Below are 16,401 nucleotides of genomic sequence, written 5' to 3'. Positions count from 1 at the left end.
TGCCATGAAGCAGTTGCTGGAGCTACTCGGATTCCTCGCCCTGGCGCAGGGCGCGATGGGCCTGCTGCACGAGTTCACCGACTGGCACATCGGTCTCGTGCAGCGAGTCGGCTTTCTCGACGGTCACGAGATCTACGCGAGCGTCGCACTCCTTGTGCTGGCGTTCGCGCTGTTCGCCCTCGCGGAGAGCCGGAGGTGACACACGGCTCGGCAGCCGTGCGCTTCGGTGCGTTGCCGGGCGATGGACAGGCCCTCAGCGGATCAGCGGGCACCGACGAGGTGCGTACTCCCGCGTGTCCGCCGGTGCGGGCGGCTCCCGTCACGGCCGGCCGGCTCGGACGCCTCCCAGGCGACGGCCGCGGTGCCGGCGCGGACCAGCCCTGACCGCCGCGCTGCCGGTCGGAGCGGCGGCTTCGACGGTGTGCGCAAGGCGGGGGCGGGAGCGGGAGCGGACGAGCACCACCGGGATCAGTACGAGCCGTACTCCGGCCGGCCCGCCAGGTCGTACGACTGGATGGAGACGCCCGCCGCGGTGACCCGTCCGCCGGTGTGCCGGAAGGCGGTCGGGACGGCGCCCTCCGTGAACAGGCGGCGGCCGGCGCCCAGGACGACCGGGAACGTCAGCAGGTGGAGTGTGTCGACCAGGTCGAGGGCGAGCAGGGACCGGACCAGGGCCCCGCTGCCGTGCAGCTGGAGTTCGCCGTCGGTGCGCTCCTTGAGGGCGGGGACCTCCTTGGCCAGGTCGCCGCCGATCACGGTGGTGCCGGCCCAGTCGGGGGCGGTGAGGGTGCCGGAGACGACGTACTTCGGCGCGGCGTTCAGCTTGGCGGCGACGGGGTCGGCCGGGTCGGTCATCTTCGGCCAGTAGGAGGCGAAGATGTCGTACGTACGGCGGCGCAGGAGGAAGGCTCCGACGCCCTCGAAGACCTCGGTGACGAACCGGCCGAAGTCCTCGTCGCCGTACGGGACGCTCCAGCCGCCCTGGTCGAAACCGCCGCTGGGGTCCTCCTGGGGACCGCCGGGGGCCTGGTAGACGCCGTCGAGCGTGACGAAGAGGGTGGAGACGAGCTTGCCCATGGGGGTGCCTTCCTTCCGGGGAGGAGTCCGTTCTTCATCAGGGCAGACCCCGTCGGCACCCGCAACTCATCGGCCGGCGGCCGGGACTGTCGTCCGGTGGACGGCGCGCGCCGGGTGAGGCGCGGGCCGACGGGACGATCTCGGTGTCCGTTCGCCGCCAGCGCCCGGGGTCGGGGACGGCTGGGATGGACCCATGACAACGAACCCCATGACACCGAACCCTGTGACAGCGGCTCACGGATCCCCGGCCACGTCCCACGGCCCGCTGCACGGCACCGTCGCGCTGGTGACCGGCGGCAGCCGGGGCATCGGCGCGGCGACGGCCCTGCGGCTCGCCCAGGAGGGCGCGGACGTGGCCCTGACCTATGTGAACGGCAAGGATGCGGCCGAGGACGTGGTGCGGGCCGTCGAGGCGCTGGGACGCCGGGCGGTCGCCCTGCGCGCGGACTCCGCGGACGCGGAGGAGGCGGCGGGGGCCGTGGCGCGGACCGCGGAGGCCCTCGGGGGCCGGCTGGACATCCTGGTGAACAACGTGGGCATCGGGCTGCTCGGCCCCCTGGAGAGCCTGTCGGTCGCCGACGTGGACCGGGTGCTCGCCGTGAACGTGCGCGGGGTGTTCCTCGCGTCCCAGGCGGCCGCCTCGCGCATGACGGCGGGGGGCCGGATCATCACCGTCGGGTCGTGCGTGACGCAGCGGGTGCCGGGGCCCGGGACGACGCTCTACACCATGAGCAAGTCGGCGCTGGTCGGCCTGACGAAGGCGCTGGCCAGGGAGTTGGGGGCGCGGGGGATCACGGCGAACATCGTGCATCCGGGGCCGGTCGACACGGACATGAACCCGGCGGGCGGGCCCTTCGCGGAGGGGCAGGCGGCGATGACGGCGCTGGGGCGGTTCGGCGACGCGGCGGAGGTGGCGTCCACGGTCGCCCACCTGGCGGCGGCGGACTACGTCACGGGCGCGGAGTTCTCGGTGGACGGGGGGCATGCGGCGTGATGCCGTGGGCGGCGGGGTGTCGCCCCCGCCGCCCCTTCCCGTGCCCGTTCGTGGGGCCGCGCCCCCACACCCCGCTTCGCCCCTGGACGGGCCTCGCTCTCACACGCCGGACGGGCTGGAATCAGCCGCCGAGTTCCTGATGGCGGGCCGCCAGCGCCGCCGCGCCCTGGTCCGTCAGTTCGCCGTGCAGCCGCAGGCGGGAGATGCCGCCGTCGGGGTGGATGTCCACGCGCGCGTGCGTGCCGACGGCCGGGGACGGGAGGACGAAACGGTGGTCGGTGTCGGGCTGGAGGCGGGTGCGGGGGAGGACCTCCGTCCAGGCGCCGTCCGCCCCGTCGCGCACGGACACCGACGCCCACCCCGCGCTGTTGCCCTTGAGGTACGCCGTGTCGATCCCGACCGCGCGGATCCGGGACTGGGCGGCCAGGCGGTAGCGGATCCAGTCGTGGCCCCGGTCGCGGCGGCGGCGTGTCTCCCAGCCGTCGTCCATCTGGCGGGAGCGCCCCGGCTGGATGGTGTTGGTGGCCGGTGAGTAGAAGCGGTCGGAGGCGTCCTCGACCTGGCCGCCGTTCTCCAGGGCCACCACGTCGAAGGTGCCGAGGGCCCCGAGCCAGGCCGGGTCGGGTACGACCTCGCCGTACACGCGCAGCCGCGCGATGCCCCCGTCGGGGTGCTGGTTGACCCGCAGGTGGGTGCAGCGCCGCGCGACGCCGACCGTGAAGCCGTTCGCCGCGTGGCCGCCGACCGGGGTGCGCGGGACCAGCGTGGTCCACGTCACGTCGTCCCCCAGCAGGTCCTCCGGGGACGGGGCGCCCGGGACCGAGGTGCCCTCGACGGAGACCGCCTGCGGGTGATTGCCGCGGAAGTGGGCCGTGTCGACGACGATGCCGTGGATCACGCCGGGGGCGCCGAGGCGGACCAGGGCCCAGTCGTGGTCGTCGGCCGTGGGCCAGGGGTGGTCGGCGGAGGCTCCCCGGCGGCGGCGGGTCTCCCAGCCGTCCATGATCTTGCCCTTGTGCCCGAAGCGCTCGGGGTCGAACACGGCCGGTCCGGGCAGCAGCAGGTTCTCCCGCTGGGCGAAGAACTCGTCGTTGGCGGCGATGACCGAGGCGCCGAGCCGGCGGTCGGCGAGGTCGGCGTACTGGGTGAAGGGGAAGGCGGCGGTGCGGTAGTCCGCGTACGGGTCACCGCCTCCGTAGGGGTTCGCGTCGCCGGTGAAGCTGGGGATCGCCGTCACGAGGTGTGCCTTTCGGGGGATCGGCCGCCGCGGGTGCGGGCCGGGCGGATCAGCGGGTGCGGGTGAGGAGGCGGCCCTTCGGGTCGGTGAACTCGCCGTCGGCGACGATGCGTTCGCCGCGCAGCCAGGTGGACTTCACGACGCCGTACAGGGTCCTGCCGGCGTACGCCGTGACGCGGTTGCGGTGCTGGAGGGCCGCCGGGTCCACGGTGAACGTCTCGTCGGGTGCGAGGACCGCGAAGTCGGCGTCGCGGCCCGCCTCGATGGCGCCCTTGCGCCCGAGACCGACGAGGGCGGCCGTCCGCGTCGACATCCAGCGGGCCACGTCCTCCAGGCCGTGGCCCCGCCCGCGGGCCTGCGTCCACACCGCCGGCAGGCTCAGCTGGAGACCTGAGATACCGCCCCAGGCGGTCGCGAAGTCGTCCGTCTTCAGGTCCGCCGTCGACGGCGAGTGGTCGGTGACCACGCAGTCGATGGTGCCGTCCGCCAGCGCCCGCCACAGCAGGTCCTGGTTCGCGGCCTCACGGATGGGCGGGCAGCACTTGAACTCGCTGGCGCCGTCCGGGACTTCCTCGGCGGTGAGGGTGAGGTAGTGCGGGCAGGTCTCGACGGTGAGGCGGACCCCCTCCGCCTTGGCGGCAGCGATCAGCGGCAGCGCGTCGGACGAGGACAGGTGGAGGACGTGGACGCGGGCGTCGAGGCGCTTCGCCTGGGTGATGAGCTGAGCGATCGCGGTGTCCTCCGCGTCCCGCGGGCGGGAGGCCAGGAAGTCGGCGTACCTGGGGCCGCCCTGCTGCGGGGCGGCGCCCAGCTGGTGCGGGTCCTCGGCGTGCACGATCAGCAGACCGTCGAAGGAGGCGATCTCGGCGAGGGACCGGGCGAGCCCGTCCTGGTCGAGGTGCGGGAACTCGTCCACGCCGGACGGCGACAGGAACGCCTTGAAGCCGAAGACGCCGGCCTCGTGCAGCGGGCGCAGGTCCCCGACGTTGTCGGGCAGGGCGCCGCCCCAGAAGCCGACGTCGATGTGGGCCTTGTCGGCGGCCACGTCCCTCTTCGTCCGGAGATGGCCGACCGTCGTGGTCGGCGGGAGGGAGTTGAGCGGCATGTCGACGAGGGTGGTGATGCCGCCGGCGGCCGCGGCGCGGGTGGCGGTCCAGAAGCCCTCCCACTCGGTGCGGCCGGGGTCGTTGACGTGCACGTGGGTGTCGACCAGGCCGGGCAGCAGGGCGTCGTCACCGAGGTCCTCCAGGCGGGCACCGGGCGGCACGGGCGCGTCGTACGGCAGGACCGCCGTGATCGTTCCGGCGGTGACCGCGACCGAGGCGGCGCGGGTTCCTTCCGGGGTGATGACGCGCGTCGAGCGCAGCATCAGTTCTGTGTCGGACACCCGGGCCCCTCTCGTTCTGCTCCGCCGCCGTCCGCTCCCGTCACGTCCGGGACACGGGATTTACCTCCACGTAACGGAATTCAACGTTCTGTTGAAGGAGTCTTCACTCCCGCCCCCGTGCCGTCAAGAGCACGCCGTCGCACCACCGCCGCACCGGGCCGCAAAGGCGCCCACTCTGGACGTTTCCGTAAGGTGGAAATAGGCTTCCGGAAAGCAGAACGTAACCACGCACCAGCGGGGAGTCAACCGACCGGCGGGTAGGCTGCTGCCTCTTCCGCCAGTCCCGAAAGGAACGCGCCGTGCCGACGTCCGACGCCAGCACCACCGACTCCGCGAAGTCCACCACCGGCGGAGTCCAGTCCCTCGAGCGCGCCTTCGACCTGCTCGAGCGGATGGCGGACGCGGGCGGCGAGGTGGGGCTGAGCGAGCTCTCCGTGAGCAGCGGGCTGCCCCTGCCGACCATCCACCGCCTGATGCGCACCCTCGTGGTCTGCGGGTACGTCCGCCAGCAGCCCAACCGCCGGTACGCGCTCGGCCCGCGCCTGATCCGGCTCGGCGAGTCGGCCTCCCGCCTCCTCGGCACCTGGGCGCGCCCCTACCTCGCCCGCCTGGTCGAGGAGACCGGCGAGACGGCGAACATGGCCCTGCTGGACGGGGACGAGATCGTCTACGTGGCGCAGGTGCCGTCCAAGCACTCGATGCGGATGTTCACCGAGGTCGGCCGGCGTGTCCTGCCGCACTCCACCGGTGTCGGCAAGGCCCTGCTCGCCCACACCCCGGACAACGAGGTGCGCGCCCTGCTCGCCCGCACCGGCATGCCCGCCGCGACGGAGAAGACGATCACCACGCCGGAGGGCTTCCTCGCGGCGCTGGAGGACGTGCGCCGCCAGGGGTACGCGGTCGACGACAACGAGCAGGAGATCGGCGTGCGCTGCCTCGCGGTCTCGGTGCCCGACTCCCCCACCGCGGCGGCCATTTCCATCTCGGGCCCGGCGGGCCGGGTCACCGAGACGGCGACGCAGCGGATCGTGCCGGTGCTCCAGCAGGTGGCGGTGGAGCTGTCCGCGGCGCTGGCCAGCCAGAACCCGGCATGAGGACGTGACGGCGTGAGGACCGGGCGGCACAAGGACACGACCGCGTGAGGACATGACGGGATGACCGGCTTACAGCAGTGGCCCGGCCGCTGCACCGACCGGCACGGCTCGGAGGCGGTCGTCTTCGAGTCCGACGGCCGGGAGCTGATCCGCGTCACGATCAGGGGTGTCCCCTTCGAGGGCGACACGATGGACGATCTCGGCGCGCTGGGCGGCGCGTTGCCCGCGGCGATGTTCGCCTTCTTCGACGGGGCGCTGTGCTCCTGCCTGCTGGAGTGGGAGCTGCCGCTCCCCGTCGACGTCGAGGGACGGGGCGTACGGACGGGCGCGCTGCGCTGCGCCCTGCGACTCGGCGGCCCGGCCGGCCCCGGGCGCGGCCCGGACGAGGGGGTCCTGACCACCTCCCTGCGGCTGGACGGGCGGGAGTACCGCGGCTCGAAGGGCCACCACGACTTCGAGGCGGCCCTGCACGACCTCCAGCTCGGGCTGGAGCGGGGCATGCGGGCCGGGGGCGGACGGCTCCTGAACGGCCGGGCGGACGGCGCGTGCAGCAGAGGCGCCGACGTGGCCTAGCGCCGCCCGCGCGGCGGTCCGCCGAAGCCGTCCACCGCGGCGCGGACCTCCGACAATCCCCGGGCCAGGGCGCTGACCGAGCCGATCGCCCCGGCGATCAGCAGTAACGAGCTGCGCAGGCGCGCGATGTCCACGGCCCCGTCGACCGTCATCGCGGCCAGCGCGGCGAGTTCGTCCTCCGCGATGGCGCGGTCGGGGAACTCCGCGGGGTGAGCGGCGAGTTGGCGGCGCAGCCGGGACACCGCGGTCCGCAGTTCCACCACCCGAAGGTTCTCGTCGCCGCCGGTCACCGGTCTCTGCTCCAAGCTCCGCACCACAGCCCTCCCCCTCGCACGCCGTTGTGCGCCTGCACGTCCCGCTCCCGCCGGGCGCCCCCCGCGGGCGCTGTCCGGGCGCCGGGGGACGCCGGTCAGTAAACGCCACCCGGGGGCGGGTCCGCCACCGCCAGGACCGAAAATCAGCCCCGCGACCGGGCACCCGCCCGGGCGTCGGGTATGCAGGACGCATGACGGTGAACGAACAGTGGACGGCCGGGCTGCTGCTCGCGGCCGGCGGCGGACGGCGGCTCGGCGGGCGGCCCAAGGCGCTGCTGCCGCACCGGGGCAGGCCCCTGGTGGAACACGCGGCCGGCGTGCTGCGCGCGGCCGGCTGCGCCCGCGTCCACGTGGTCCTCGGGGCCGCGGCGGACGCCGTACGGGAGCGGGCCCGGCTCGGTGACTGTGTGCTCGTGGAGAACCCGGACTGGGCCGACGGCATGGGTTCCTCGCTGCGGGCCGGGCTCGGTTCGCTCGCCGGGACGCGGGCGCGGGCCGCGCTGGTCGCGCTCGTCGACCAGCCCGGCATCGGGGCCGAGGCGATGGCCCGAGTGCTCGCCGCCGGACGGGACGAGACGTCACTGGTGGCCGCCGCCTACGACGGGGTGCGCGGGCATCCCGTCCTGCTCGGTGCCGCGCACTGGGCGGGCGTCGCCGCGACGGCCACCGGGGACCGGGGGGCGCGCGCCTACCTGAGGGCGCACGAGGAGGCGATCACGCTCGTCGAGTGCGGGGACGTGGCGCGGCCGTACGACATCGACACCGCGGCGGATCTCGCGCATCTCGAGTGAAGGGGCACGTCCTGAGCGAGAAGGGCCCGCGCACAGAGGGACCCGCGCACCTTCGGTGATGAGGGTGGCACGGGGCGCCATCCCGGCTCGGCATGGAGAATCTCGACATCAACAGAACATTGAAGTTCCACCATGAGGAAACTAGTATCCACTGATCAGAAGCGCCCTGCCGCTGCCCGGGCGCGGACCGCCCCACCCGGGTCGCCCGGCACCCGGTGCCACGCTCGCTGAAGGAAGTGACAGCTCATGTCCGCACCAGCGCCGTCCCCGCTGGCCATCGTCGACTCCGAGCCCCTGCCCCGGCAGGAGGAGGTCCTCACCGAGGCGGCCCTCGCCTTCGTGGCCGAGCTGCACCGCCGGTTCACGCCCCGGCGGGACGAGCTCCTCGCCCGCCGCGCCGAACGCCGCGCCGAGATCGCCCGCACCTGCACCCTCGACTTCCTCCCGGAGACCGCCGCGATCCGCGCGGACGACTCCTGGAGCGTGGCCCCCGCGCCACCGGCCCTGAACGACCGCCGGGTCGAGATCACCGGCCCCACCGACCGGAAGATGACGATCAACGCCCTCAACTCGGGCGCCAGGGTCTGGCTCGCGGACTTCGAGGACGCCTCGGCGCCGACCTGGGAGAACGTCGTCCTCGGACAGATCAACCTGGTCGACGCGTACACCCGGAGCATCGACTTCACCGACCCGGGGTCCGGCAAGTCGTACGCCCTGAAGGACAACGACGAACTCGCCACCGTCGTCATGCGCCCGCGCGGCTGGCACCTCGACGAGCGTCACCTCGTCGACGCCGACGGCGGTCAGGTCCCCGGCGCCCTCGTCGACTTCGGCCTCTACTTCTTCCACAACGCCCAGCGGCTGCTCGACCTCGGCAAGGGCCCGTACTTCTACCTCCCCAAGACCGAGTCGCACCTCGAAGCCCGCCTCTGGAACGACGTCTTCGTCTTCGCGCAGGACTATGTCGGCATTCCGCAGGGCACCGTCCGCGCCACCGTGCTGATCGAGACGATCACGGCCGCGTACGAGATGGAGGAGATCCTCTACGAACTGCGCGACCACGCCTCCGGGTTGAACGCCGGCCGCTGGGACTACCTGTTCTCCGTCGTCAAGAACTTCCGTGACGGCGGTGCCAGGTTCGTCCTGCCGGACCGCAACGCGGTGACGATGACCGCCCCGTTCATGCGGGCGTACACCGAACTCCTCGTCCGCACCTGCCACAAGCGTGGGGCGCACGCGATCGGCGGCATGGCGGCGTTCATCCCGTCCCGGCGCGACCAGGAGGTCAACAAGGTCGCGTTCGAGAAGGTGAAGGCCGACAAGGACCGCGAGGCGAACGACGGCTTCGACGGATCGTGGGTGGCCCACCCGGACCTGGTCCCGATCGCCATGGAGTCCTTCGACCGCGTCCTCGGCGACAAGCCGAACCAGAAGGACCGGCTGCGCGAGGACGTCGACGTCAAGGCGGCCGACCTGATCGCGATCGACTCGCTGGACGCCCGGCCGACGTACGACGGCCTCGTCAACGCCGTCCAGGTCGGCATCCGGTACATCGAGGCCTGGCTGCGCGGTGTCGGCGCGGTCGCCATCTTCAACCTCATGGAGGACGCGGCGACCGCCGAGATCTCCCGCTCGCAGATCTGGCAGTGGATCAACGCGGGCGTCGAGTTCGAGCGCGACGGGACGACGGTGCGGGTCACCCCGGAGCTGGCCCGCGAGGTCGCCGCCGAGGATCTGCGCGCCATCCGGAGCGAACTCGGTGAGCAGGCCTTCGCCGCCGGTCACTGGCAGCAGGCCCACGACCTGCTCCTGGAGGTCGCCCTCGACGAGGACTACGCGGACTTCCTGACGCTGCCGGCGTACGAGCAGCTCAAGGGCTGACGCTCACCCGGACCGGTCCGAGTGGCCCAGGGACTTCTCGGGGGCCACTCGGTCGCGTACCGCCTGCTTGACGGCCGTGGGCTCCGGGAAGCCCTGCTCGCGGCGGTCCCACACCACCTCGCCGTTCACCCGGACGACGAAGACGCCGCCCGTGCCGGGCTTCAGGGACAGCTCCGTGAGCTCGGTCTCGAAGGTCGTCAGGAGCTCCTGGGCCAGCCAGGCGGCACGCGGCAGCCAGCGGCACTGCGTGCAGTACTCGATCTCGACCCGCTGGACATCCGGCTGAGCTGTCATCCCAGGTGCACCGACCAATCCTGTTCCGCCGCCGGCTTGCCGTGCAGGTCGGGGACCCGCTTGAGCCAGTCCGGGCGGCCCTGCTGTGTCCTCGCCGCGCGCTGGGCCTCCTCGGCGGCGAGTTCCTCCCGGGTGGGGAAGTCGGTGGGGAGCCAGGCGGCGGAGGCCCGCACGCGCGCGTGCAGGTGCTCGACGTACGCCGCGCGGACGTCGTCCGGGGTCGCGAAGCCCTCCTCGCCGGCCAGCCACGCGTCCGGGACCTCGGCGGTGATCCGGCGCAGCAGCTCTTCGGTGACCTTGGGCGCCAGTTCCGCGTCGGCGGCCCGCACGTCGGGCGCGTAGGAGCCGAGCGCGTGGTGGCGGAAGTCGTACGCCTTCTCCGGGTCCGAGCCGTCCCAGCGGTGGTGGAAGACCAGCGCGGCACCGTGGTCGATCAGCCACAGGCGCGGGGGCGCGATGCCGAGGGTGGGCCAGAGCAGCAGGTTGGAGCTGTGCACCGTACGGTCGACGTTGGCGGTCAGAGCGTCGAGCCAGACGACGCGGCCCGCCTCCAGGGGGTCCACGCGGAAGGCCTGGGCGATCTGGGGGGTGAAGTCCCGCGCCCCCGGCAGGTAGTCCATGCCGAGGTTGGTCCCCGCGCTCGCGCCGTGCAGGTCCCGCACCTCCTGGTGGGGCTCGCCGGCGGCGATGGCCGGGTCGAAGCGGACCAGCACGAGTTCGGGGAGGCGCAGCCCGAGGGCGCGTGCCAGCTCGCCCACGATCACCTCGGCGACCAGGGCCTTCCTGCCCTGCGCGGAGCCGGTGAACTTGACGACGTAGGTGCCCAGGTCGTCGGCCTCGACGACCGCGGGGACGGATCCGCCGGACCGCAGGGGCTCGATGTAGCGGGTCGCGGTGACCTCAGTCAGCATGTTCCCCGGCCACCCGACTCTCCGGCCTCCCGGCCTCCGGCTTGAAGGGACCATGATAACGAGCGGGTGCGGACGCCGCTCAGTCGGCGAGGTGCCGTTCGATCCAGTCGGCGGCGGCCCGGCGGAAGATCTGCCGGCTGTCCGCGCGCAGGAAGTCGTGCCCTTCGTTGCGCAGGGTCAACAGCTCGGCAGCCAGGCCCCGTTCGCGGGCGGCGCGGACGAACTGCTCGGACTCGCCGAACGGCACGTTGGTGTCGTGCTCGCCGTGGACGGCGAGCAGCGGGACCCGCAGCGCGTCGACGCGGGTCATCGGGGACAGCGCGTGCAGCAGGTCGCGGTCGCGTTCCGGGTGGCCGTACTTGTGCGCGGCCGATTCCGCGATCCACGGCTCGGTGCCGGCGTAGAAGGTCGCGAAGTCGGACATGCCGCAGGCCGCGACGCCGGTGCGGAACAGGTCCGGGTGCCACACGAGGGAGGCCATCACCAGGTAGCCGCCGTACGAGCGGCCCATGACGGCCAGCCGCCGGGGATCCGCCAGACCGCTCACCACGGCGTGGGCCGCGCAGTCGGCGACGTCCTGGATCGCGGCGAACCGGCCCGTGCCCAGGTCGGCGTCGACGAAGGACCGGCCGTGCCCCGAGGAGCCGCGCACGTCCGGGGCGAAGACGTCCAGACCGCGGCCCAGCAGCTCGTGGTAGAGGGGGTTGAACACGGGCCGTTCCTGCTCCTCCGGCCCGCCGTGCAGATGGATCACGCAGGGCGCCGGTTCCGCCGGGCCCCGGCCCGGCGCGCGGTAGTACCAACCGCTCAGCGGCAGGCCGTCGCGTGCCGTCAGCCGCAGCGGCACGGGGCGGACGGGCGGCCGGCCCGGGGGGACGGCGTCCTCGTCCCGGGACGACCACCCGGTGCGCAGCGCGGTGCCCTCCGGCAGCCACCACACACCGGGGCGGCGCTGTGACCCGGACAGCGCCACCACCGGTCCCGACCGGTCGTCGGTCCGCGCGATCCGGGTCACCACCTCGTGCAGCAGCGGCACCGGCCGCGGCGGGCCGGCCAGGACGTCCCCGGTGGGGGTCTGCGTGACGGCGGCGAGTTCCAGCTCGCAGGCTCCGCGCACGTTCCAGGCCAGGGCCGCGGTGTGGCCGTCCCGGCCGAACGCCAGCAGTTCCAGTCCGCAGTCCTCGCGCTCGGCGGCGACGGTCAGCCCCAGCCGCTCCCCCTCGGGGCCGAGGCGGAGGGCGAACAGCGCGGCGAACTCGCGTGCGGCGTCGCTGCGCAGCCACAGCGTCCTGCCGTCCGGGGAGAAGCGGCCGATCCAGGGGTCCCCGTCGGCGACCGGCAGGGTGCAGGTGATCCGCAGGTCGGCGGTGCGCACGACGAGGGCTTCCCGCCGGCCGCGCGGCCCCCGGCGCACCAGCGCCAGCCGTCCGTCCTGGCTGAGGTCGCACACGCGCAGCGTGGCGGCGCCCCGTTCGACCGCCAGCAGGGCGGGCGCCGCCACCCCCTCGGGGTCCACGAGGTAGGCGGCCAGCCCGCCGCCGGCCGCCCCGTCCGGGCTCACCTGGCCGGCTGCCCCGCCGTGTGCCTCGGGAGCACCTCGCAGCCCGGCCACACCGGCGGCACCGGCCGGCCTCCCGTCGCGGCCCGCCGGGTCGCCGTGGTGCGGGCCGCCCAGCAGCACGGCCTGGCCGTCGCGGGCGGCCCAGCCCGCCGGATGGCCGGCGGTGTACGTGCGCGGGTCGGCGAGGCCCGGCTCCTCCCGGGCGGGCCGCTCCGCGGGGTCCGTCTCGCCCCGCCCGAAGACCGGTTCGGCGACGGTGACGGCCACCGCCGAGCCGTCGTGCTGCCAGCAGCCCAGGTGCGCGGAGCTGCCGGGCTCGGCACCGGCCAGGACGCGTCGCCCGGTCCCGTCGGGCCGTACGCACAGCACCCGGGTGTGTTCGCCGCCGCCCGGGGCCGTGGTGTAGGCGATCCAGCGGCCGTCCGGCGACCAGGCCACCTCCTTGACAGGGTGGGGGTCGAAGTCCAGCAGGTGGACCTCGTGTCCGTCGACCGGTCCGGTCCACAGCTGCGGGACCCCGCCGCGGTCGCAGATGAACGCGACGTGCCTGCCGCTGGGGTCCACCGACGGGTACCAGCAGCCGTGGGACGTCAGCCGTTGCGGGACGTCACGCGGCGCGGCGGCGTCGGGCAGGGGCACCGGCGCCGGAGCCGTGTACGCCGGCGTCGGGACGGTGGCCGCCCCGGCCGTCACCGAGGCGGGGCCGTGCTCCCGGTGATCGCTGTCGTTCCGCCGATCCCCGTGGTCCTCGGACCGCCACGTCGCCCCGTCGGCGGTGTCCCGGCCGGCGGGGGCGCGGAAGGGAGGGGCCGGGCGCGGGGCGTCGGCGCCCCGCGCCCCGGTCAGCTGATTCCGTGGGTTTGCAGCCATATCTCCAGCAAAGCTACCTGCCACAGTGCGTTCGCCCCACGCCTGGTGCGGTGCTCGTCCGGCGCCGACAGCAGCCTGGCCACGTACGCGTCCTGGAAGACGCCCCGCGAGGTGGCCTCGGGCGCCGACAGGGCCTCGCGGACCCGTTCCAGGACGGGGCCCGCCATGTGCTTGATGGCGGGGACGGGGAAGTAGCCCTTGGGCCGGTCGACGACCTCCGCGGGCAGCACCCGGCGGCCGGCGGCCTTGAGGACGCCCTTGCCGCCGTCGGCGAGCTTCAGCTCCGGCGGGCAGGCGGCGGCGAGTTCCACGAGTTCGTGGTCGAGGAACGGGACGCGGGCCTCCAGGCCCCAGTCCATGGTCATGTTGTCGACCCGCTTGACCGGGTCGTCGACGAGCATCACATGGGTGTCGAGCCGCAGCGCCGCGTCCAGGGCGGTCTCCGCGCCGGGACGTGCCATGTGCTCCCGTACGAAGCGGCCCGACACGTCGTGGCCGGGCAGCATGGGGGGCTGGAGGATGGCGGTCAGGTCGGCGTGCGGCCGGTCGAAGTACGTCTCGGCGTACGCCTCGGGCTCCCGTTCCCGGGGCACGGCGGCCATGTCCGGGTACCAGTGGTAGCCGGCGAACACCTCGTCCGCGCCCTGGCCGCTCTGGACGACCTTGACCTCCTTCGCCACCTGCTCGGACAGCAGGTGGAAGGCCACCACGTCGTGGCTGATCATCGGCTCGCTCATCGCCTCGACCGCCGCGTCCAGGGCCGTCGACACGCGGTCCGAGGGCACCATCAGCTGGTGGTGGTCGGTGTCGAAGTGCCGGGCGACCAGGTCGGAGTAGCGGAACTCGTCGCCCTCCTCGCCGCCCTCCGACTCGAAGCCCACGCTGAACGTCGCGAGGTCGCGCTGCCCCTCGTCGGCCAGCAGCGCCACGATCAGGCTGGAGTCGAGCCCGCCCGACAGGAGCACGCCCACGGGCACGTCGGCGACCATGCGGCGGCGTACGGCGGTGCGCAGCGCGTCCAGCACCGCGTCCCGCCAGTCGTCCGCGCCCAGGTGCGCGTACTCCGGCCGGCGTGTGTACGACGGCTGCCAGTAGCAGAGGTCGCGGTGGCCGCCGTCCGGCTCCACGACGCGCACGGTGGCGGGGGGCAGCTTGCGGACGCCCGCGAGGACGGTGCGCGGTGCCGCCACGGTGGCGTGCCAGCTCATGTACTGGTGCAGCGCGACCGGGTCGAGGGAGGTGTCGACGCCGCCGCCCGCCAGCAGGGCCGGCAGGGAGGAGGCGAAACGCAGCCGTCCCGGTGCCTGCGCCAGGTACAGCGGTTTGATGCCCAGCCGGTCACGGCCGAGGACGACACGGCCGGTGGCCTGTTCGACGATGACGAACGCGAACATCCCGTACAGGCGGTCGACGCACGCGGTTCCCCACTGCTGGTACGCCTTGAGCAGCACCTCGGTGTCGGACCCGGAGAAGAAGCGGTGGCCGAGACCGCGCAGCTCGTCGCGCAGCTCCTGGTAGTTGTAGATGCAGCCGTTGAAGACACCGGAGATCCGGCCGGCCGGGTCGGTCATCGGCTGGGCCCCGCACTCGGAGAGGTCGATGATCTTCAACCGGCGGTGGCCCAGCGCGACGGCGCCCTGCGACCACAGGCCCCGGCCGTCCGGCCCCCGGGCGGCGAGCCGGTCGGTCATCCGCTCGACGGCCGCCAGGTCCGGCCGTCCACCGTCGAAACGTATCTCTCCGCTGAGGCCGCACATCAGGCCGCACCCCCTCGCAGGGCACGGTCCGACGGGCTCGGCGGTGGTGCCCCGGGCGAGCTCGAGCCGGTCCGGTTCGAAGTGGCACTGCTGCTGGGCATGACGATCTACTCTCCTTGATCACAGACGACACCGGCGCCGGTCCGACGGCGCGGACGGGCTCTCCCGCCCGGTCCTCCGCGCCTGCCGCCTGCCGCGGGCGACAGCCGGCGCCTGTTTCCCTCCATGGCCGCGCGGACGTCAGCCACCGACGATCTCCACCGGGCCCGGCGCCAGGGCGCCTGGCGGGGCGCCGCCGGCCGACGCGACGGGCCGGCGCGGAGCCGCCGCGGGGCGCTGCCGTCGCTCGCCACGGGTCTCGGCGACCAGCTCCCTGACGCCGGCGAGCAGGCCGTCCCGCTCGGCGACCCCGCGCAGGCGGTGGGCGGCACTGCCCCGCGCCAGGGCCTCCTCCGTGAGCGCGCGCACGGTGTCCCAGTCACCGAGGGCCTCCAGGGTGGGGCGCAGCCGCCCGAGCATGCCGCGCAGGACGGTGGCGGCGGGCGCGGGGCAGCGGGTGACCGGGTCGACGAGGGAGCCCTCCAGACCTGCGCGGGCGGCCCGCCAGACGGCGGCCCGGATCCATTCGTGCCTGCCGTCGCACGACCGGCCGCCCGGCTGCTCCAGCCGCATGCGCGCGTCCTCGACCAGAGCGCGGAACAGCCCGGCGACCAGGACGACGGTCTCGGCGCGCGGGCAGGCGTCGCACAGCCGCAGCTCCAGGGTCCGCTGGTGGGCGGACGGCCGGATGTCGTAATAGATCATTCCCGGATCGCTGATCGCCCCGGAGCGGACCAGGTCGGTGACGGTGGCGTCGTAGTCGGCGGCTCCCGCGAAGCAGCCGGCCGGCCCGGAGGTGGGCCAGCGCTGCCACAGCATCGTGCGCCAGCTGGCGTATCCGGTGTCCGCGCCGAGCCAGAACGGTGAGCTGGCGGACAGGGCCAGCAGCGGGGGCAGCCACGGCGAGACGGCGCACATGATCCGGACGGCCGTGTCGCGATCGGGTACGTCCACATGGAACTGCGCGCTGCACACCAGGTGCTCGTCGGCGACCCTGCGGTACTCGTCGGCCATGTGCTGGTAGCGGGGGTCGGCGGTGGCCTCCCCGGAGGCCACCCGGGCGTACGGCACGGTCCCGGCGGCGACGACGGCCAGGCCGAGCCGGGAGGCCGCGGCGTCGAGCAGCCGCCGCGCCCCGGTCACATCCGTGTGCAGGGAGTCCAGCGTGGCGTGCACCCGGCTGTTCCACTCCACGGCCGACTGCTGCAGCTCGGTCGTGAACCCGGAGGTGTTCAGGCGACCGAGGAGGGCACCGGCGCGTGGGGCCAGCAGCCCGCTGTCCGCGTCCAGCACATGGAACTCTTCCTCTACCCCTACACGAACGGTCACGGCTTCTCCCTCACCCGTACCGGACGATCGCCCGTGCGGGCGGAGACCCGCGGCGACCGCTGCGCTGTGCGAGTTCCCGGCAAACACCCAGATAAGCCCCAACAGGTGACTTCTGTTGCGGGCGCATCACATATGAGCGCCGACGTCCTGGGTGCGTCGGGCCGTGCGGACGCACCGGGCGGACGGGGCCGGGCGGCCGCCCCGATCCTACGAATCGGTCTCGATCCGCGCC

The 16,401-nt window shown here is 73.8% G+C and carries 15 protein-coding genes; 6 read left to right on the top strand and 9 right to left on the bottom strand.

From position 1 onward, the window contains the following. Positions 1-4 precede the first annotated feature (4 nt). Positions 5-199: a hypothetical protein gene (locus QQS16_RS31935; RefSeq protein WP_286065526.1), complete on the top strand. Its 195-nt coding sequence runs from the start codon at positions 5-7 to the stop codon at positions 197-199. Between the two features lie 269 nt (positions 200-468). Here QQS16_RS31935 and QQS16_RS31930 read toward each other — a convergent pair whose 3' ends face one another. Continuing rightward, positions 469-1,077, bottom strand: a complete 609-nt coding sequence (locus QQS16_RS31930; protein WP_286065525.1) for a dihydrofolate reductase family protein — start codon at positions 1,075-1,077, stop codon at positions 469-471. A gap of 208 nt (positions 1,078-1,285) precedes the next feature. On the opposite strand from QQS16_RS31930, the gene QQS16_RS31925 reads away from it, so the two are divergent. Beyond that, positions 1,286-2,071: an SDR family oxidoreductase gene (locus QQS16_RS31925; RefSeq protein ID WP_286065524.1), complete on the top strand. Its 786-nt coding sequence runs from the start codon at positions 1,286-1,288 to the stop codon at positions 2,069-2,071. 121 nt (positions 2,072-2,192) lie between these two features. Here the strand turns inward: QQS16_RS31925 and alc are convergent, their stop codons facing one another. Then, positions 2,193-3,308 carry an allantoicase gene (gene alc, locus QQS16_RS31920; RefSeq protein ID WP_286065523.1) on the bottom strand — a complete coding sequence of 372 codons (1,116 nt, stop codon included), beginning with the start codon at positions 3,306-3,308 and terminating at the stop codon, positions 2,193-2,195. Between the two features lie 49 nt (positions 3,309-3,357). Further along, entirely contained in the window at positions 3,358-4,695 is a 1,338-nt protein-coding gene (gene allB, locus QQS16_RS31915; protein ID WP_286065522.1) for an allantoinase AllB, read from the bottom strand. A gap of 299 nt (positions 4,696-4,994) precedes the next feature. Here allB and QQS16_RS31910 point away from each other — a divergent pair, with 299 nt between their 5' ends. Then, complete coding sequence (locus tag QQS16_RS31910; protein WP_286065521.1) at positions 4,995-5,789, top strand: IclR family transcriptional regulator; 795 nt, start codon at positions 4,995-4,997, stop codon at positions 5,787-5,789. Positions 5,790-5,849: 60 nt separating this feature from the next. After that, entirely contained in the window at positions 5,850-6,362 is a 513-nt protein-coding gene (locus QQS16_RS31905; RefSeq protein WP_286065520.1) for a DUF6304 family protein, read from the top strand. Here QQS16_RS31905 and QQS16_RS31900 read toward each other — a convergent pair. Beyond that, on the bottom strand, positions 6,359-6,679 hold the full coding sequence (locus QQS16_RS31900) for a DUF5955 family protein (RefSeq protein ID WP_286065519.1): 321 nt from the start codon (positions 6,677-6,679) through the stop codon (positions 6,359-6,361). The two genes, QQS16_RS31905 and QQS16_RS31900, sit on opposite strands and share 4 nt — an antisense overlap. A gap of 188 nt (positions 6,680-6,867) precedes the next feature. Between QQS16_RS31900 and QQS16_RS31895 the strand changes: the two genes are divergently transcribed. Both QQS16_RS31895 and aceB read left to right on the top strand, forming a co-directional pair. Further along, positions 6,868-7,467, top strand: coding sequence for a nucleotidyltransferase family protein (locus tag QQS16_RS31895; RefSeq protein WP_286065518.1), 600 nt, complete (start codon positions 6,868-6,870; stop codon positions 7,465-7,467). A 246-nt stretch (positions 7,468-7,713) separates the two neighbouring features. Next, the gene (gene aceB, locus QQS16_RS31890) at positions 7,714-9,348 is read left to right on the top strand and encodes a malate synthase A (RefSeq protein WP_286065517.1); all 1,635 of its coding nucleotides are present in this window, start codon (positions 7,714-7,716) and stop codon (positions 9,346-9,348) included. Positions 9,349-9,351: 3 nt separating this feature from the next. Here aceB and QQS16_RS31885 read toward each other — a convergent pair whose 3' ends face one another. The 5 genes from QQS16_RS31885 to QQS16_RS31865 form a co-directional block, all read right to left on the bottom strand. Next, entirely contained in the window at positions 9,352-9,642 is a 291-nt protein-coding gene (locus tag QQS16_RS31885) for an Rdx family protein (RefSeq protein ID WP_286065516.1), read from the bottom strand. Continuing rightward, positions 9,639-10,553: a HipA family kinase gene (locus QQS16_RS31880; RefSeq protein ID WP_286065515.1), complete on the bottom strand. Its 915-nt coding sequence runs from the start codon at positions 10,551-10,553 to the stop codon at positions 9,639-9,641. The genes QQS16_RS31885 and QQS16_RS31880 overlap by 4 nt, the downstream gene beginning before the upstream one ends. 79 nt (positions 10,554-10,632) lie before the next feature. Further along, positions 10,633-12,984, bottom strand: coding sequence for a prolyl oligopeptidase family serine peptidase (locus QQS16_RS31875; RefSeq protein ID WP_286065514.1), 2,352 nt, complete (start codon positions 12,982-12,984; stop codon positions 10,633-10,635). Continuing rightward, complete coding sequence (locus QQS16_RS31870; RefSeq protein ID WP_286065513.1) at positions 12,957-14,741, bottom strand: N-acetylglutaminylglutamine amidotransferase; 1,785 nt, start codon at positions 14,739-14,741, stop codon at positions 12,957-12,959. Before QQS16_RS31870 ends, QQS16_RS31875 begins: the two co-directional genes overlap by 28 nt. Positions 14,742-14,981: 240 nt before the next feature. Further along, entirely contained in the window at positions 14,982-16,169 is a 1,188-nt protein-coding gene (locus QQS16_RS31865; protein WP_286065512.1) for a carboxylate-amine ligase, read from the bottom strand. Positions 16,170-16,401: the final 232 nt, after the last annotated feature.

Source organism: Streptomyces sp. ALI-76-A, assembly GCF_030287445.1.
In the GTDB taxonomy this organism is placed as follows: Bacteria; Actinomycetota; Actinomycetes; order Streptomycetales; family Streptomycetaceae; genus Streptomyces.
Note: the sequence above shows the minus strand (reverse complement) of the source record. Positions and strands in the feature narration are given on the sequence as shown.

Bases quoted from the DNA above. Each gene is read 5' to 3' on its own strand.
- QQS16_RS31870 (WP_286065513.1), bottom strand. From the start codon at position 14,741: ATGTGCGGCCTCAGCGGAGAGATACGTTTCGACGGTGGACGGCCGGAC.
- QQS16_RS31885 (WP_286065516.1), bottom strand. From the start codon at position 9,642: ATGACAGCTCAGCCGGATGTCCAGCGGGTCGAGATCGAGTACTGCACG.
- QQS16_RS31925 (WP_286065524.1), top strand. From the start codon at position 1,286: ATGACACCGAACCCTGTGACAGCGGCTCACGGATCCCCGGCCACGTCC.
- QQS16_RS31875 (WP_286065514.1), bottom strand. From the start codon at position 12,984: ATGGCTGCAAACCCACGGAATCAGCTGACCGGGGCGCGGGGCGCCGAC.
- QQS16_RS31935 (WP_286065526.1), top strand. From the start codon at position 5: ATGAAGCAGTTGCTGGAGCTACTCGGATTCCTCGCCCTGGCGCAGGGC.
- QQS16_RS31905 (WP_286065520.1), top strand. From the start codon at position 5,850: ATGACCGGCTTACAGCAGTGGCCCGGCCGCTGCACCGACCGGCACGGC.
- QQS16_RS31895 (WP_286065518.1), top strand. From the start codon at position 6,868: ATGACGGTGAACGAACAGTGGACGGCCGGGCTGCTGCTCGCGGCCGGC.
- QQS16_RS31880 (WP_286065515.1), bottom strand. From the start codon at position 10,553: ATGCTGACTGAGGTCACCGCGACCCGCTACATCGAGCCCCTGCGGTCC.
- QQS16_RS31930 (WP_286065525.1), bottom strand. From the start codon at position 1,077: ATGGGCAAGCTCGTCTCCACCCTCTTCGTCACGCTCGACGGCGTCTAC.
- aceB (WP_286065517.1), top strand. From the start codon at position 7,714: ATGTCCGCACCAGCGCCGTCCCCGCTGGCCATCGTCGACTCCGAGCCC.